Source organism: Stutzerimonas stutzeri, assembly GCF_018138085.1.
In the GTDB taxonomy this organism is placed as follows: domain Bacteria; phylum Pseudomonadota; class Gammaproteobacteria; order Pseudomonadales; family Pseudomonadaceae; genus Stutzerimonas; species Stutzerimonas stutzeri_AI.
Window position 1 is genome coordinate 547,608 of record NZ_CP073105.1, and the last position, 15,483, is coordinate 563,090.

Sequence of the window (15,483 nt, forward strand, 5' to 3'; positions counted from 1 at the left end):
ACGCCGAACTGCCCTAGAACTGCTGCCCTGCTTTAGGGCCGGGCTTCACGGTGCGAATTGCCGCATTTCGGGCATTGCCGCTCGGCTGTGGGATCACTACGGCGCCTGAGGTTTTGCACATGCTCGCGGTGGTAGCGAGGGTTGGTGCGCGGCGGCCGGTTTGTATGGCGTGCAGCATGGCGTCGACTTCAGCCTCGCCGAATACCGGCTGCTGGAATGAGTGGATATAGCGGATAAAGCCGATGCCCTGGGTGCCATTTCGATGCACTGCCATTCAGGCTTGAGCCGATAGCGAAGATCGGCGACGAAAGCTCGGTCATGCAGACGCCGGAGCGAAGAGGACCTACGCGCTTCAGAGTTGCGAGCGATCGTATCAGCAAGCCAGCAGAGTCGGGCGCTGTCCAGGCGGAGGGAATTGCTGCTTGCAGGTTCGAGAAGCAGGCGGGTGCAACGTCGAGAAAGAACGCCGTCTCGATGGTCGAACGTCCATAGCCATTGAGGTGTCGAGCGATGCTGACGTAGTCGACGGAGTTGTCTACAAATACGTCCGACAGGGCTGCCCAAAGCCTGACGTGGTCCTGTCTAGTCGAAGGCCTCTAATATGAGGCTGTAGTTTTGACTTATCACGCCTGCGACCCCGGCACTGCGTGGTTAGTGCGTCAACCCGACGGGTTGATCGAGCGTTGGGATTTGCTCTTTCGTTGCAGGCAGCCGGAGCCAACCCTGCACCCGGAAAGTCCCAGGGCGGCCAGTGGCAGAATGGCCAGGCCTATGAGAGAGGTGCGTCGGAGGTTATTCATGGGTTTACTATTTCGTCGCTTTATTTTGTAGACGTGCGCCACGTTCTGGCTGGCGCACTGGGGCGGTTATTCCGCAACTTCAAGCGTGTAGACGCGACGTGCCCTGAGACCGGCGCACTGGGTGCCATAGGTGCCGGCGGATATATGCACTTCATAGGCGCCAGCCTTGATCGGAGTGCCGTTGGTGTGCCCAGTCGGTTCGCGGTTTTGGTGATAAATACTCAGTCCATCGGGTAAGGGGTGGGCGTCACTTACATAGATGCCGTGGACAGGTGAAGAAGTATTGGTCACGCTGAGTTGTACGCTGTACGGGACCCCGACTTTGGCGGCTGGTAAGGCCTCCGGCAGCAGAGTCGGTTCAGGCCGCATGGCGCAGCTGCCGACCATGCCACCGGACATGACTGCTTCACATCCCGCCAGCTGAAGCGTTAAGCCGATGACGCAAAGTGCTTTCCGTAGCATATGAGGCGCTTTCCTCTTTCATGGGATTTTGCTGAATACGGCCCCGCCGTATATGTCTTTGACGAGCTGACCAAGCGTGTAGCTGCGCGGACCTGGTGCGAAACGTAGCCCCAAGAAAACATCCGAGAATCGACGATTTTTTCCTCGGATATTCGGTCTCCTGCCGCCGTGTCGCTAAAGTTCTTCGGATTCCGGCAGTCGCAGCTGGTTTGATGTGTCGCGGCAATGAGTGATCAGCGAGCTTTACGCTCGAACTCGTCTATCTCGGCAAAGGCTTTACGGTGCTCGGCCTGCGAGGCGTAATCACCGCTGATTTCCTTGGCGGCCTTCCCGGTGAGGTTGTCGCCCGTTTGAGCGTCGCGAGAGAAGGTGACCGCAAAACGTCTGCCGGCTAGATCCAGGTAGAGGTAGTAATAATCTTCCGGCTTGTTCGGCTCGGCGAACGCGCTGTAGGCGTAGCGGATGCGATGGCTGAGATCGGGTGGGTTAAGAACGAATGCCTCGATATCTACGCCGTCGAGATAGCTCGCATCGAATGCCTCGGCTGCGGCATATGGAAGTTCGCTTAGCTGCTCGCGGGTAAAGGGCTTGGGCTGGCTACGCAACATGGTGACATTGCTGGCACCTCCGTCGGCTTCGATGTTTCTCGTTCTGTACATCCCGCGAGCAAACCACTGGCTCGCATCGAACATTTCTTCTATTTCAAAGCCCCCGTAGTACATCATCATTTTCTTAGGCATCTCGCCCTCCTTGGCATTTAGATTGGGCCCAGCGGCTAGTAGTGTGGCGATGGTGGCGCGCCCGAGTAGCTTTTTGATCCGGGGATTCATTGCGGCTTGAACTCCAGCAAGGTGGCCGGCACTCCAGTCGGTGAATCTCCAGCCCGCACAGGGCGAACCGCACCTTCTGCGTCCAATGGATATCCTATGGATTGGTCATACTCGTCGCGACTATTGGCATGCCGTACGAGGGCTTGGTCCCCGGTGCTGGCAACCTTTTGCGGTGGCCGCGGCGAAGACTCGTCAGGTAAGGCGGCGATGGGGTTGTTGCTGACCTGACGGTGAGCTTGCAGACGTTTTTGATAGTTACTCAGCTGGCGCCTGTATGCCTTCATGGCGTTCGCGTCCGCATGGACTCTAGTGCGAGCGCCGGTCAATGCAGTCCGGTCTTCGGAGCTGCCGTAGGTTTGATCGTAATTGCTGCGCCGCGCAAACGCCCAGACGGGTGTTTGAGCACTGTTAGCTATAAGCTGCGCCAGGCTCTGTTCGTATAGCGGATCTTCCCCTTCACTCACGTACACATCGGCATCGATGCCAAGACCGGTGCGGCAAGCGTAGGAGTGGATGTTGCCCCTCAAGTCGAACGCCTCGGGTTTGAGCATCCGAGCCTGGGCGTCGCGCATGCGGTAACTATCAGCCTTGGCTAACTCGTATCCAAACTCAATGGCCCCTACCAGGCCGTGCGCGAACAGGTCGAGCTGCTTTATCTCTCGATTTTTGCTGATGCGTAAGTTGATGAAATCAAGAAGGTGGGCGATCGAATCGAGTTCCTTATACTTGGCGCCATAACGGGTTTCGACCATGTCCTTCACGGCGTCGAGCAGGGTGCGGTCATAGTCTTCGGTGAATATCAGGAAGATGCGTTGGGTGCTGTCGCCAGCGCTTGCTGGAGGGTAGAGGCGAATCTGTCGGATGCCTTGATTGATGAAGCGCATCTTGTTGCCTTTCTGCCCGCGCAGCTTTTCCATCAAAGTCATATGCGATGCACCGACTACGGTAATGAAATCGCGCTGCAGAGAAACGGGGATCTGCTGAATCGCATGCTCGGCGCTGGTCCTGCCTTGGTGAGGTGCTGTCATTGCATCTGTCCTTAGAAGCGAATGCCCTGTTGCTTGAGGTGTTTGGCCGCATCCCGTCCCCAGCGAACGACCACGGCCTGCGGGTCTTCGGTAAACACTCGCTCGGTATTGCCGTAGGCATTGGTATACCCCACGAAACGCTGCCCATTGGCGCACTCCACGCAATAAAGCGCGTCCTCGACTGGCTGGCCCGTATTGCTGTCGATCAGCTGATACTGCTCGCTATGCTTGGGTAAAACCTCAGGTGCGGTGAATGGTGCGCTACCCGATTGACTTCCGACCAGAACATCCCCAGAGCCCGTAATAATCACCCCGCCGTGAGCGGTGGCGCTGCCCAGAAAGGCGATGGGCTGGCCATTTATCAAGATGCTACTGATCCCTTCGGCAACTACATCTCCACAGGCCGTACTGTCCCCAACCCTCAGGGTGGGCAACCCATTGATCAGCACATCAGGAGAGCCGCTGGTGGTGGCGTTGGTACCGTGCCCGGTTTTTGGGCAGGCATTTAGATCGGTAAGTCGAGCGGCGGGTTTGGCCATGGTTGAACGTCCTTGTACATGGGATGTGCATTCTCGGCGGTATTGGTAACTCTCGATGTGGTCGCGGTCACTGTTCGAGGCGTTGGTATACGGCAAGCGTGCCCGCGCCGTGCCTCGGTATTGATCGATACCTTGCCATCCATGGGCATGGATATTCGTGAGCCGATTGGCGAGCCTATTCGGCGCATTCAATGCCTGGATCGCTTCGTCGCCGGCCTCTACGGCGGGCGGATCTAGCGCTGCATCAGTTCTAGAAATGAAAAAGCCGCGCAATGCGCGGCTTTCAAGGTGGTGGGCCCACACGGACTCGAACCGTGGACCAAAGGATTATGAGTCCTCTGCTCTAACCAACTGAGCTATAGGCCCTCAGAGGCGGGGCGGATTATACCGGTGGTGTTGCCGGTGCGCCAAGCGAAGCTGGCCGTAGATCGTTGTTTTGACTGGCCTGAATGCAAAACCCCCGGTGCGGGCCGGGGGTTCTGGTTTTACTCGTCGAGGAAGGAGCGCAGGTGCTCGCTTCTCGTCGGGTGGCGCAGCTTGCGCAGCGCCTTGGCTTCGATCTGACGGATCCGCTCGCGGGTGACATCGAACTGTTTGCCGACTTCCTCGAGGGTGTGGTCGGTGTTCATGTCGATGCCGAAGCGCATGCGCAGTACCTTGGCTTCGCGTGCGGTGAGGCCGGAGAGGACTTCGCGGGTGGCTTCCTTGAGGCTCTCCACGGTCGCCACGTCGATTGGCGATTGCATGGCGGAGTCTTCGATGAAGTCGCCCAGGTGCGAGTCTTCGTCGTCACCGATCGGGGTTTCCATGGAGATCGGCTCTTTGGCGATCTTCAGGACCTTGCGGATCTTGTCCTCGGGCATTTCCATGCGCTCGCCAAGCTCTTCAGGCGTGGGCTCGCGACCCATTTCCTGCAGCATCTGACGGGAGATGCGGTTGAGCTTGTTGATCGTCTCGATCATGTGCACCGGGATACGGATGGTCCGCGCCTGGTCGGCAATGGAGCGAGTGATCGCCTGGCGAATCCACCAGGTGGCGTAGGTCGAGAACTTGTAGCCGCGACGGTATTCGAACTTGTCCACCGCCTTCATCAGACCGATGTTGCCTTCCTGAATCAGGTCGAGGAATTGCAGGCCGCGGTTGGTGTACTTCTTGGCGATGGAGATCACGAGGCGCAGGTTGGCCTCGACCATCTCTTTCTTCGCCCGGCGAGCCTTGGCTTCACCGATGGACATGCGACGGTTGATGTCCTTGATGTCGGCAATCGCCAGTGCGCACTCTTCTTCCAGTGCGAGCAGCTTTTCCTGGCAACGCTGAATGTCATCCTTGCGTGCCGCAATGGCTTCGGCGTACTTGCTCTTGCCGCTGGCGAGCTGATCGGCCCAGCTCAGTTCCGTTTCGTTGTTCGGGAACTGGCGCAGGAAGTCGGCACGCGGCATCCGCGCATCGCGTACGCAGATCTGCATGATGGCGCGTTCCTGGGCACGAACCTGGCTCAAGGCGTCGCGTACACGCTCGACCAGCGCATCGTATTGCTTGGGGATGAGCTTGATCGGCATGAACAGTGTGGCGAGCTCCTGGAGCGCGTCGGTCGCCTCCTGGCTGCCGCGGCCATGCTTTTTCAGAGCCTTCTTGGCCGCTTCGAGCTGTTCGGCTACGGCACCGAAGCGAACACGAGCGACTTCCGGGTCCGGGCCGCCATCGCCTTCCTCTTCTTCGCTATCGGCGTCGTCTTCTTCCTCGTCGTCCTTGTCGTCGGCAGCCGGCTTCGCCGTGGTCTGCGGTGTGACGGGCTCGACTTCTTCCTGCGGGCCGGCGGCGCCGTCATCGTCGGGGTCGATATAGCCGCTGAGGATATCCGACAGGCGGCCACCTTCGTTGGTGACGCGTTCGTAGTCGGCGAGAATGCTGTCGACCGTGCCAGGGAAGTGAGCGATGGCGCTCATCACCTCGCGAATGCCTTCCTCGATGCGTTTGGCGATTTCGATTTCGCCTTCGCGGGTCAGCAGTTCGACGGTGCCCATTTCGCGCATGTACATGCGCACCGGGTCGGTGGTGCGGCCAATGTCGGTCTCGACAGCGGCCAGGGCCGCAGCGGCTTCTTCCGCGGCGGCTTCATCGGTATCGGCTTCGGCCAGCAACAGGGCATCGGCATCCGGGGCAACCTCGAATACATTGATACCCATGTCGTTGATCATGCGAATGATGTCTTCCACCTGTTCCGGATCGGAAATATCCTCCGGTAGGTGGTCATTGACCTCGGCGTAAGTCAGGTAACCCTGCTCACGACCACGCTGGATCAATTCTTTGAGACGAGACTGCTGTTGCGCTTTTCCGGACATATAACCCTATCCACTGACGGTTCTGGCGGGCTGAAAACAAGCTGAGCATTATAGCCGAGCAGGGACCTCACGCGCCAGTTGAGGTCGATTTAGGGCACTTCTAAAAACTATCTGCGTTGGCAATGCTGCGTTAAAAACAGGCTCGGACTGCTCATTTAGACCACCTAAACTCCGCGTCCTCGCCTGTTTTTTCCTTGTCTTGCCTGCCTCGCCTTCGTTTTTCGCTGTGCCCTTATGCGGGTGTTGAGTTGCGATGTAGCAGGTTGCGCAGTTGCTCTTTCTCCTCTGCGCTGAGTTCACCCTGACGAGCTTTGCGGAGCAGCGTTTCGAGGCTGCGCTCGCGTTGCCTGGCGGCCAGAGTGGTTATGGTGTCGAAAAACTGTTGTTCAAGGTTATCGGCCGAGATCAGCCATTCTTTCTCGGCCAATGCGCGTAAAAGGCGCCCTTGGTCGGTTCCGTGCCAGCGTGCGATCAGTTGCAGGCTGCGCAGTTTGGGGTTTTTCTGCAGCGTGCCGAGAAGAGCGACGAGTAACTGCGCATAAGTGTCGTCTTCAGCGGCGAAATGGCTGGCATCTTCGACCTTCTGAGCGAGCTCAGGATGGTGCAGCAAGGTGCGTAGCGTGGTCAGGGCCGGCGGCTCTACCGTGGCCGGTGTTCTGGGTGCGCGTGCTTTGAAGTCTGGACGCTGGCCGGGCTTTTTCCAGTCCTTTTTCCATTCTTTCTTGCCGTTGCGCGTTGGTTGGGCGGGCTCGGGCGGCGCGTAGTAGTCGCCTTCGTCGTGTCCCGAGCTGGCGTCGTAATAGAGGCTGTCATCATATTCCGGAGCTGCGCTCGGCGCAGCGGTGCTCATCTGCTGCAGCGCCTCGCTGTGCAGCCCGGTGATCTCGCCAAGGCGTTGCCGCATCAGGGCGCGAAGGTTGGTGCCGGGTATTTTTTCGATCAGCGGCGCCGCCAGAGTGGCCAGGTGAGCCTTGCCTTCGAGCGAGCGCGGGTCGGCTTCTTCGCTGAGTTGCTGGAAGAAGTAATCGGCCAGCGGTTGCGCTTGTTGCTGTATGCGGGCCATGAAAGCGTCGGTGCCTTCACGGCGGACCAGGCTGTCCGGGTCCTCGCCCTCGGGCAGGAACAAGAAGCGCGCACGGCGGCCATCCTGCAGGTTGGGCAGTGCCGATTCCAGCGCTCGCCATGCCGCCTTGCGGCCGGCCGCATCGCCATCGAAGCAGAACAGCACGCTGGGCACGATGCGGAACAGACGCTTGAGGTGCTCGTCGCTGGTAGCTGTGCCGAGCGTGGCTACCGCGTTGCGCAGGCCCTGCTGGGCCAGTGCAATGACATCCATGTAGCCCTCGACCACCATGATCTCGTCCAGGTCGCGGTTGGCCTTGCGTGCTTCGTACAGCCCGTAGAGTTCCTGGCCTTTATGAAAGACCGGCGTTTCCGGCGAGTTCAGGTATTTCGGCTTGTCGTCGCCCAGCACTCGGCCACCAAAGGCGATAACGCGTCCGCGGCTGTCGCGGATCGGGAACATCACGCGGTCGCGAAAGCGATCGTAGCTCCGGCCGGTTTCGGCATTTTCTATCAGCAGGCCGGCATCGATCATCGCCTTCTGCTGCAGGGCATCGCCACCCAGGTGTTTCAGCAGGTTATCCCAGCCGGGTGGCGCAAAGCCGAGGCCGAAGTCCCGGGCGATAACACCGGACAGGCCGCGCCCCTTGAGGTATTCCACGGCGGCCTTGCGCGCCGGGTGCCCCTTGAGCGCCTGCCGGTAGTATTCGGCGGCGGACTCGAGCAGCGGGTAGAGCGGCGAGTCCACCGGCTGGCGAGGCTTGCGCCCCGGTCCGCTTTCTTCACGCGGTACTTCCATGCCGGCGCGTTTGGCCAGTTCCTCGACGGCCTGGGGAAACTCCAGGCTGTCGTGATCCATGATGAAGCCGAGCGCGTTGCCGCCCGCCCCGCAGCCGAAGCAGTAGTAGAACTGCTTGTCGGGGCTGACACTGAACGACGGGGTCTTTTCTTTGTGAAACGGGCAGCACGCCGTGTAGTTCTTGCCCGCTTTTTTCAGCTGGATGCGCGAACTCACCACCTCGACGATGTCGGAGCGGTTGAGCAGGTCATCGATGAATGATTGCGGGATCAAACCGGCCATAGGGGTATGAGAATACGCTCGCGGTGTTCGGGCCGGAATGAAAAAAACTCCGGCCATTCGCCTGTTGGCGAAGCGGAGTTCCTTTCAAATGCAAAGCCCGGCTTTGGCCGGGCTTGATGCAGCTTCAGCTGTACTGGATTAGTACAGGCGAACGCTGCGGCGCTGTTCGCGCTGCACTTTCTTGGCGTGACGCTTGACTGCGGCAGCAGCTTTACGCTTGCGCTCAGCAGTGGGCTTCTCGTAGAACTCACGGCTGCGGACTTCAGCCAGAACACCGGCTTTTTCGCAAGAACGCTTGAAGCGACGCAGAGCTACGTCGAATGGTTCGTTCTCTTTAACTTTAACGTTGGGCATCCAGGACGTACCTTCACTTGTTTACCGGTTACAACGCGCTTCGGCAAATATCGCGAGCACGCTGGTTTTAAGGGTTGCGGATGTTAACGCCTTGCCACGTGGAATGCAAAGCCCTCTGATCGAAAAGCGCTGGTCGGTCGTCGGCCGTGGCGATTAATATGCGCGGCTTCATTCGCTTCTTTGGAAGGTCGAACCCATGCTGGTGCTGGGGCTGGAAACTTCATGCGACGAAACCGGTGTCGCGCTGTACGACAGCGAGCATGGCCTGCTGGCCGATGCCCTGTTCAGTCAGATCGACCTGCACCGGGTCTATGGCGGGGTGGTCCCGGAGTTGGCCTCGCGTGATCACGTCAAACGCATGCTCCCCCTGATTCGCCAGGTGCTCGCCGAAGCCGGGCGCGAGGCGAGCCAGATCGATGCGGTAGCTTACACCGCGGGGCCCGGGCTCGTCGGCGCCCTGTTGGTTGGCGCGTCCTGCGCGCAGGCGATGGCATTCGCCTGGGGCGTGCCGGCGGTCGGTGTACATCATATGGAAGGCCATCTGCTGGCACCGATGCTAGAAGAGCAGCCGCCGGCGTTTCCGTTCGTCGCGTTGCTGGTATCCGGTGGACACACTCAACTGGTTCGAGTCGACGGCATTGGCCGCTACGAGCTGCTGGGCGAGTCGGTGGACGATGCCGCCGGCGAGGCGTTCGACAAGACGGCGAAGCTGATGGGCCTGCGTTATCCCGGAGGCCCGGAGATCGCCCTGCTTGCCGAGCGCGGCACGCCGGGTCGTTTCGTTTTCCCGCGCCCGATGACCGACCGGCCCGGGCTGGATTTCAGTTTCAGCGGCCTCAAGACCTCGACCCTCACGACGTGGCAGCAATGCCGTAACGCTGGCGACGACGGCGAACAGACGCGTTGCGATATTGCGCTGGCCTTCCAGCAGGCGGTCGTCGAAACGCTGACCATAAAATGCCGACGTGCTCTGCAGCAGACGGGCCTGAACAGCCTGGTAATAGCTGGCGGTGTGAGCGCCAATCAGGCGCTGCGCCAGAGTCTCGAACGGATGCTTGGCGAGCTGAACGGGCAGGTGTTCTACGCGCGACCGCGCTTCTGCACCGACAACGGTGCGATGATCGCCTACGCCGGTTGTCAACGTTTACTGGCTGGCCAGCAAGACGGGCCGCAGATATCGGTTCAAGCGCGCTGGCCGATGGAAACGTTGGCGGCCATATGAGGCTCGGGGCGAGGTTAGAAGTGCCGCTCGGTGCCTGCGAGCAGGTCGCGTAGGTTGTTTCGGTGGCGCCAGACGATCAGGCCCGCCAGCAGCGCCATGGGCCAGAGGGCCGCGGGTTGCTGCCAGGCCAGAAAGGGCAGGCAGAGCGGTAGGGCGACAAGAGCGGCAATGGAGCTGGTGCGGGTCAGTTTGAACACGGCGAGCCAGATCACCAGCGCCAGTAATGCCGTCGGCGGATGCAAGCCGAGCAGGGCGCCGGCTGCCGTGGCGACGCCTTTGCCACCGCGAAAGCGAAAATACAGTGGATACAGGTGGCCCAGAACGGCTGCCAAGGCGATCCAGGCTTGTTGCTCGACGGGCAAACCCAGCGCGGCGGCGAGCAGGACCGGCAGCAGGCCTTTGAGCAGATCGCCGAACAAGGTGCTGATCGCCAGGCGCTTGCCGGCCAGCCGCAGCATGTTGGTGGCGCCGGGATTGCCCGAGCCACTGGCGCGAGGATCGGGTACGCCCGCCAAGCGACTGAGTAGAATGGCGAACGACAGAGAGCCGGTCAGATAGGCGAGCAGAGTCAGTTGCCAGAACATGGCATCCATCCGGGGCAAGGAGCTCCTGAGTCTAACGGCGCGCGATGACGTTGTCGTGCCGTGGGAGAGAGTTGCGTGGATACAGTTTTCATCGAAGGGCTGGAAGTGGATACGCTGATTGGCGCCTATGACTGGGAGCGCGGCATTCGGCAGTGCCTGCGTCTGGATTTGACCCTCGGCTGGGACATTCGTCCGGCCGCGGAAAACGACGAGCTGGACAAGGCGCTGGACTACGCTGAAGTGACCGCCGCCATCGACCGGTTCGCGCAGGCTTCGCGCTTCGAGCTGGTGGAAACCTTTGCCGAGCGGTTGGCGGCTGGCCTCATGAGCCAGTTCGGCATCCCCTGGCTGCGGCTGCGGGTCACCAAGCCGGGCGTCAATGCGCGCGCCTCGGCGCTGGGTGTGGAGATCGAACGCGGATGTCGATAACGCGCGTATTGCTTGGGCTCGGCAGCAACAGCCGGCGTGAACAGAATCTGACGGCGGGGCTCGATGCGCTGGAACTGCTGCTCGGCCAGATGCGCTGTTCGCCCGTGTTCGAAAGCCTCGCGGTGGGCTACAAAGGTGACAATTTCTACAACCTGGTGGTTTCCGGCACTACGGAGCTGTCGCTGACGGCGCTGGATCGCAAACTCAAGTTCATCGAGGCGGACAACGGCCGCTACGCGCCGGATCGCAAGGGGCTGCCGCTGGATATCGATGTGCTGATGTACGACGATCTGGTCGGCAGCTTCCATGGCCTGGAGCTGCCACGTCCGGAGACGCTGAAAAACGCCTTCGTGCTTTGGCCGCTGGCGCTGCTCGCGCCGGACGTAGTGCATCCCGGCATCGGCCGTCGCTTCGCCGAGTTATGGCACGAGTCGACTATCGAACAGCAGCTCTGGCCGGTGCCCTTCCAGTGGAAGGGCGTGCAACTGACGCCGGCCGCGCTGCTGGCGTCGGCGTCCAGTTCCCAGACCTGATGGCGCCTGCCGAGCGCTAGCCGTGGCGCGGCAGGTTCGCCGCCGCGTCAGGATGTGGCGTGGTCGGATTCGCTGGCGCCGCCCTGCTGCCGACGCTGATAGGCCTGCACGGCCAGCAGGCGTTCACGTTTGAGCGCCTCGCCCAACTCGGCCGCCTGGTAACCCTGCTCAATGAGCGGTTTGACCTGCACGCCGCGGGCGGCTTCGGCAGCGCCACGCAGGTAGTCTGCCGGGCGGTATTCGGCGGGTTCGGGTAAGGCGAGGGCCCGCGCATCCATCTCGCAGGCGGCGAGGAACTGCTCGAAGCGCTCCGGGCGGCGGTAGATGTCGAAGTGCTGAAGCATTTCGAACAGCGCCGTCGCCGACAGCTCCGACGCCCGATGAGCGCAGGCGCAAAATTCCCCGACCAGCATGGCCAGATCTTGGCAGTCGCGCGGAACCTTGTAGCGAGCGCTGACGGCCGCGATCAGCGTAAGGTCCGCCTTGGCCGCGGCCCGATCAGCGCCTTCCGTCGTCTCGCCCAGAGATTGCAGCAGGCAGGCCCAACGCACCGCCAGCGGTTGCTGGTGAATAGTGCTCTGGCGCAGCACCTCGAGCAGATGTGCGCCGCTCGCTTCGGGCGTACTCGGGCTCGGGAGCTGCGCATCGAACAGCCGGTCGATCTCCGGAAACAGCTCCCTCAGCGCGCCGCAATCGCGCAACACCTGTACGAACACGTCGGGACGGTGCTCCATCAGCGCCCGCGAAATTTCCTTCCAGCTGCGTTCCGGGGTCAGGGCCTGCAGTTCGCCCGACTCGGCGAGCTGGCGCATCAATGTCTGGGTATCGGGCGCGACGCGAAATCCGAGATCGGCATAGCGCGCAGCGAAGCGCGCCACGCGCAGCACCCGGAGCGGGTCTTCGGCAAAGGCGGGGGACACGTGCCTGAGCTGGCGAGCGGCAAGATCGGCCTGGCCCCCGTAGGGATCGATCAGCTGACCCTGTTCGTCCTCGGCCATGGCGTTGATGGTCAGGTCGCGGCGGATCAGATCTTCTTCCAGGGTGACGTCCGGGCTGGCGTAGAAGGTGAAGCCGCCATAACCCCGGCCACTCTTGCGCTCGGTGCGGGCCAGTGCGTATTCCTCACCCGTTGCGGGATGCAGGAACACCGGGAAGTCCGCCCCCACCGGCCGAAAGCCTTTGGCCTGCATTTCCTCGGCGCTGGAGCCCACCACCACCCAGTCCACCTCGGTCACGGGTCTCCCCAGCAACCGGTCACGTACCGCTCCGCCGACTTTGTATATCTGCATGTAGGCCTCCGTTGCGGCGGAGGATAAACGAAAGCCTCGCTGCAGCAAGCCGCGAGGCTCATGAGAGGGGCGCGCCGAGCCGATCAGATCGGCGGCAGCGCCAGGTTCATGCCAGGGAATTTGTTTTCGGCATCCGATTCGACCCGGGGCGGCATATGGTGGGTCGTGACCAGCTTGTCGTCCTGCATAGATTGCAGATGCACGTCGAACCCCCACAGGCGGTGCAGATGCTTGAGGACCTCATCGGTGGACTCGCCAAGGGGTTTGCGGTCGTGCTGCTGGTGGCGCAGGGTCAGCGAGCGGTCGCCGCGGCGATCAACACTCCAGACCTGCACGTTGGGTTCGCGATTGCCGAGGTTGTACTGCGCCGCCAACAGCTCGCGGATGGTGCGATAGCCACTCTCGTCATGAATGGCTGGTACCAGCAATTCATCCTTGCGGTCGTCGTCGAGAATGCTGAACAGCTTCAGATCACGGATCACTTTCGGCGAGAGGAACTGCAGGATGAAGCTCTCGTCCTTGAAGTTGTTCATGGCGAATTTGACAGTGGTCAGCCAGTCGCTGCCAGCGATGTCTGGGAACCAGCGCTTGTCTTCCTCAGTGGGGTGTTCGCAGATCCGGCGGATGTCCTGATACATGGCGAACCCGAGGGTGTAGGGGTTGATGCCGCTGTAGTAGGGACTGTCGAAGCCGGGCTGGTAGATGACGCTGGTGTGCGACTGGAGGAATTCCATCATGAAGCCGTCGGTCACCAGGCCTTCGTCGTACAGGTCGTTGAGCAGCGTGTAGTGCCAGAATGTCGCCCAACCCTCGTTCATCACTTGCGTTTGACGCTGAGGGTAGAAGTACTGCGCGATCTTGCGGACGATGCGCACCACTTCACGCTGCCAGGACTCCAGCAGCGGCGCGTGCTTCTCGATGAAATAGAGGATGTTTTCCTGCGGTTCGGCCGGGAAGCGCTGGTCTCGCTGACGTTCATCCTCCTTCTCGCCGAACTTGGGAATGGTCCGCCAGAGGTCGTTGATCTGCCGCTGCAGATGCTCTTCGCGGTCCTTCTGCCGCCGGCGCTCTTCCTCGGCCGAAATGGGGTAGGGCCGCTTGTAGCGGTCGACCCCGTAGTTCATCAGCGCGTGGCAGGAGTCGAGCAGGTCCTCCACCGCGTCGATGCCGTGACGCTCCTCGCACTGCATGATGTACTGCTTGGCGAATACCAGGTAGTCGATGATCGAGCTGGCGTCGGTCCAGGTGCGGAACAGGTAGTTGCCCTTGAAGAAGCTGTTGTGCCCGTAGCTGGCATGGGCGATCACCAGCGCCTGCATGGTGATGGTGTTTTCTTCCATGAGATAGGCAATACAGGGATCGGAGTTGATCACGATCTCGTAGGCCAGGCCCATTTGCCCGCGGGTGTAGGATTTTTCCGTGCTGAGGAAATGCTTGCCATAGGACCAGTGGTGGTAGCCCAGCGGCATGCCCACCGAGGCATAGGCGTCCATCATCTGTTCGGCGGTGATGACCTCAATCTGGTTGGGATAGGTATCCAGCGCATAGCGCTCGGCAATGCGACCGATCTCGCGGTCGTAGGCGCGGATCAGCTCGAAGGTCCATTCCGAGCCGGTGGAAATGGGCTGTCGTTTCATGCTGCGTACCTCAGCTAGCCATGCGCCGCTGGAAGAGTTCGCGGAACACCGGATAGATGTCCCCCGCGGTCACCAGCTGTTGCTGGGCGAACGAGTCACCGAAGGCTTCGGCCACCTGGTTGTATTCGTACCACAGCGCCTGGTGTTCGCGAGGGGTGATTTCAACGTAGGTGAAATACTGGACGAACGGCATGATCTGGTTGATCAGGATGTCCCGGCAGATCGGCGAGTCATCGTTCCAGTTGTCGCCGTCCGAAGCCTGCGCCGCATAGATGTTCCATTCATTGACCGGGTAACGCTCGGCCATGATCTCCTGCATCATCTTCAGCGCGCTGGAGACGATGGTGCCGCCGGTTTCCCGCGAGTAGAAGAACTCCTCTTCATCGACTTCCTTGGCGCTGGTGTGGTGACGGATGAACACCACGTCGATCTTGTCGTAGTTCCGCTTGAGGAATAGGTAGAGCAGGATGAAGAAACGCTTGGCGATGTCCTTGGTGGCCTGGGTCATCGAGCCGGACACGTCCATCAGGCAGAACATCACGGCCTTGGAGCTGGGGTTGGGATGCTTGACCAGCAGGTTGTACTTGAGGTCGAAGGTGTCGAGAAAAGGGACGCGGTGAATGCGTGCGCTGAGCCGCTCGATTTCCTCTTCGGCGGCCTGGATATCGGTGAAGTTGGCGGGCTCCTCGAGCTTCAGCCGTGCCAGTTCTGCCTTCACCTCGCGCAGCTTGGCGCGACTGCTGCCTGACAGTGCGATGCGGCGTGCATGGGCCGAGCGTAGCGTACGGACGATGTTGATGCGCGACGGGTTGCCTTCGTTGCTGATGCCGGCGCGGACGGTCTTGAAGGTGTCGGTGCCGGTCAGGTGGCGTTTGACCAGGTTGGGTAGCTCCAGATCCTCGAACATGAAGTCGAGAAATTCCTCCTGGGTGATCTGGAAGACGAAGTCGTCCATGCCTTCACCGCTATTGCTGGCCTTGCCGGATCCCTGGCCTCCGCCACCGCCCTGCGGCCGCGGAATACGCTCACCGGCGACGAACTCCTTGTTGCCCGGGTGGACGATTGTTTGCCTACCGCCGCGTCCGTGGTGCAGGATCGGCTCGTCGATATCGCGGCCAGGAATGCTGATCTGCTCGCCGTGCTCCATGTCGGTGATAGAGCGGCGGCCAACGGCTTCCTCCACAGCCTTCTTGATGTGTCCTCGGTAGCGTTGCAGGAATCGCTGGCGATTCACTGTGCTCTTGTTCTTGCCGTTCAGACGGCGGTCGATCACGTAACTCATACGAGCCCT

16 protein-coding genes, 1 tRNA gene and 1 pseudogene are annotated in these 15,483 nt (G+C 60.8%); 4 read left to right on the forward strand and 14 right to left on the reverse strand.

The window, feature by feature from the left end; genetic code table 11:
- Positions 1-13: 13 nt before the first annotated feature.
- The 6 genes and pseudogenes from KCX70_RS02635 to KCX70_RS02655 form a co-directional block, all read right to left on the reverse strand.
- Positions 14-268: pseudogene (locus KCX70_RS02635) on the reverse strand (nuclease); the annotation flags it as partial.
- On the reverse strand, positions 189-554 hold the full coding sequence (locus KCX70_RS23490; protein WP_423836257.1) for a DUF7079 family protein: 366 nt from the start codon (positions 552-554) through the stop codon (positions 189-191). The pseudogene KCX70_RS02635 and the gene KCX70_RS23490, both read right to left, overlap by 80 nt.
- Before the next feature lie 312 nt (positions 555-866).
- On the reverse strand, positions 867-1,262 hold the full coding sequence (locus KCX70_RS02640) for a putative Ig domain-containing protein (RefSeq protein WP_212619207.1): 396 nt from the start codon (positions 1,260-1,262) through the stop codon (positions 867-869).
- Between the two features lie 233 nt (positions 1,263-1,495).
- The gene (locus KCX70_RS02645; protein ID WP_212619208.1) at positions 1,496-2,002 is read right to left on the reverse strand and encodes a hypothetical protein; all 507 of its coding nucleotides are present in this window, start codon (positions 2,000-2,002) and stop codon (positions 1,496-1,498) included.
- Positions 2,003-2,088: 86 nt separating this feature from the next.
- On the reverse strand, positions 2,089-3,120 hold the full coding sequence (locus KCX70_RS02650; RefSeq protein ID WP_212619209.1) for a hypothetical protein: 1,032 nt from the start codon (positions 3,118-3,120) through the stop codon (positions 2,089-2,091).
- An 11-nt stretch (positions 3,121-3,131) separates the two neighbouring features.
- Complete coding sequence (locus KCX70_RS02655; protein ID WP_212619210.1) at positions 3,132-3,659, reverse strand: PAAR domain-containing protein; 528 nt, start codon at positions 3,657-3,659, stop codon at positions 3,132-3,134.
- 18 nt (positions 3,660-3,677) lie between these two features.
- Here KCX70_RS02655 and KCX70_RS02660 point away from each other — a divergent pair, with 18 nt between their 5' ends.
- Complete coding sequence (locus KCX70_RS02660; protein WP_212619211.1) at positions 3,678-3,896, forward strand: hypothetical protein; 219 nt, start codon at positions 3,678-3,680, stop codon at positions 3,894-3,896.
- 52 nt (positions 3,897-3,948) lie between these two features.
- Here the strand turns inward: KCX70_RS02660 and KCX70_RS02665 are convergent.
- The 4 genes from KCX70_RS02665 to rpsU all read right to left on the reverse strand — a co-directional run bounded on the left by KCX70_RS02665 (position 3,949) and on the right by rpsU (position 8,498).
- Positions 3,949-4,025: transfer RNA gene (locus KCX70_RS02665), tRNA-Ile, on the reverse strand.
- Between the two features lie 119 nt (positions 4,026-4,144).
- Positions 4,145-6,001, reverse strand: a complete 1,857-nt coding sequence (rpoD, locus tag KCX70_RS02670) for an RNA polymerase sigma factor RpoD (protein ID WP_212619212.1) — start codon at positions 5,999-6,001, stop codon at positions 4,145-4,147.
- Between the two features lie 232 nt (positions 6,002-6,233).
- Positions 6,234-8,144: a DNA primase gene (gene dnaG, locus KCX70_RS02675; protein ID WP_212619213.1), complete on the reverse strand. Its 1,911-nt coding sequence runs from the start codon at positions 8,142-8,144 to the stop codon at positions 6,234-6,236.
- Between the two features lie 138 nt (positions 8,145-8,282).
- Positions 8,283-8,498, reverse strand: a complete 216-nt coding sequence (gene rpsU / locus KCX70_RS02680) for a 30S ribosomal protein S21 (protein WP_003283508.1) — start codon at positions 8,496-8,498, stop codon at positions 8,283-8,285.
- Between the two features lie 196 nt (positions 8,499-8,694).
- On the opposite strand from rpsU, the gene tsaD reads away from it, so the two are divergent.
- Positions 8,695-9,720: a tRNA (adenosine(37)-N6)-threonylcarbamoyltransferase complex transferase subunit TsaD gene (tsaD, locus tag KCX70_RS02685; protein ID WP_212619214.1), complete on the forward strand. Its 1,026-nt coding sequence runs from the start codon at positions 8,695-8,697 to the stop codon at positions 9,718-9,720.
- Positions 9,721-9,734: 14 nt separating this feature from the next.
- Here the strand turns inward: tsaD and plsY are convergent, their stop codons facing one another.
- Positions 9,735-10,304: a glycerol-3-phosphate 1-O-acyltransferase PlsY gene (plsY, locus tag KCX70_RS02690; protein ID WP_031310804.1), complete on the reverse strand. Its 570-nt coding sequence runs from the start codon at positions 10,302-10,304 to the stop codon at positions 9,735-9,737.
- A gap of 75 nt (positions 10,305-10,379) precedes the next feature.
- On the opposite strand from plsY, the gene folB reads away from it, so the two are divergent.
- A complete protein-coding gene (gene folB / locus KCX70_RS02695) occupies positions 10,380-10,733 on the forward strand; it encodes a dihydroneopterin aldolase (RefSeq protein WP_021207061.1) in 354 nt (117 codons plus the stop codon).
- Positions 10,724-11,266, forward strand: coding sequence for a 2-amino-4-hydroxy-6-hydroxymethyldihydropteridine diphosphokinase (gene folK, locus KCX70_RS02700; protein WP_212619215.1), 543 nt, complete (start codon positions 10,724-10,726; stop codon positions 11,264-11,266). Before folB ends, folK begins: the two co-directional genes overlap by 10 nt.
- 47 nt (positions 11,267-11,313) lie before the next feature.
- Here folK and KCX70_RS02705 read toward each other — a convergent pair whose 3' ends face one another.
- The 3 genes from KCX70_RS02705 to KCX70_RS02715 all read right to left on the reverse strand — a co-directional run bounded on the left by KCX70_RS02705 (position 11,314) and on the right by KCX70_RS02715 (position 15,474).
- Positions 11,314-12,555 (reverse strand): multifunctional CCA addition/repair protein, encoded by a 1,242-nt coding sequence (locus KCX70_RS02705; RefSeq protein ID WP_212619216.1) that lies wholly within the window; start codon positions 12,553-12,555, stop codon positions 11,314-11,316.
- Positions 12,556-12,638: 83 nt separating this feature from the next.
- Positions 12,639-14,192: a SpoVR family protein gene (locus KCX70_RS02710; protein ID WP_212619217.1), complete on the reverse strand. Its 1,554-nt coding sequence runs from the start codon at positions 14,190-14,192 to the stop codon at positions 12,639-12,641.
- Positions 14,193-14,202: 10 nt separating this feature from the next.
- A complete protein-coding gene (locus tag KCX70_RS02715) occupies positions 14,203-15,474 on the reverse strand; it encodes a YeaH/YhbH family protein (protein WP_021207057.1) in 1,272 nt (423 codons plus the stop codon).
- Positions 15,475-15,483: the final 9 nt, after the last annotated feature.

Bases quoted from the DNA above. Each gene is read 5' to 3' on its own strand.
- KCX70_RS02640 (WP_212619207.1), bottom strand. From the start codon at position 1,262: ATGCTACGGAAAGCACTTTGCGTCATCGGCTTAACGCTTCAGCTGGCG.
- KCX70_RS02645 (WP_212619208.1), bottom strand. From the start codon at position 2,002: ATGCCTAAGAAAATGATGATGTACTACGGGGGCTTTGAAATAGAAGAA.
- KCX70_RS02650 (WP_212619209.1), bottom strand. From the start codon at position 3,120: ATGACAGCACCTCACCAAGGCAGGACCAGCGCCGAGCATGCGATTCAG.
- KCX70_RS02655 (WP_212619210.1), bottom strand. From the start codon at position 3,659: ATGGCCAAACCCGCCGCTCGACTTACCGATCTAAATGCCTGCCCAAAA.
- KCX70_RS02660 (WP_212619211.1), top strand. From the start codon at position 3,678: ATGGGATGTGCATTCTCGGCGGTATTGGTAACTCTCGATGTGGTCGCG.
- rpoD (WP_212619212.1), bottom strand. From the start codon at position 6,001: ATGTCCGGAAAAGCGCAACAGCAGTCTCGTCTCAAAGAATTGATCCAG.
- dnaG (WP_212619213.1), bottom strand. From the start codon at position 8,144: ATGGCCGGTTTGATCCCGCAATCATTCATCGATGACCTGCTCAACCGC.
- rpsU (WP_003283508.1), bottom strand. From the start codon at position 8,498: ATGCCCAACGTTAAAGTTAAAGAGAACGAACCATTCGACGTAGCTCTG.
- tsaD (WP_212619214.1), top strand. From the start codon at position 8,695: ATGCTGGTGCTGGGGCTGGAAACTTCATGCGACGAAACCGGTGTCGCG.
- plsY (WP_031310804.1), bottom strand. From the start codon at position 10,304: ATGTTCTGGCAACTGACTCTGCTCGCCTATCTGACCGGCTCTCTGTCG.
- folK (WP_212619215.1), top strand. From the start codon at position 10,724: ATGTCGATAACGCGCGTATTGCTTGGGCTCGGCAGCAACAGCCGGCGT.
- KCX70_RS02705 (WP_212619216.1), bottom strand. From the start codon at position 12,555: ATGCAGATATACAAAGTCGGCGGAGCGGTACGTGACCGGTTGCTGGGG.
- KCX70_RS02710 (WP_212619217.1), bottom strand. From the start codon at position 14,192: ATGAAACGACAGCCCATTTCCACCGGCTCGGAATGGACCTTCGAGCTG.
- KCX70_RS02715 (WP_021207057.1), bottom strand. From the start codon at position 15,474: ATGAGTTACGTGATCGACCGCCGTCTGAACGGCAAGAACAAGAGCACA.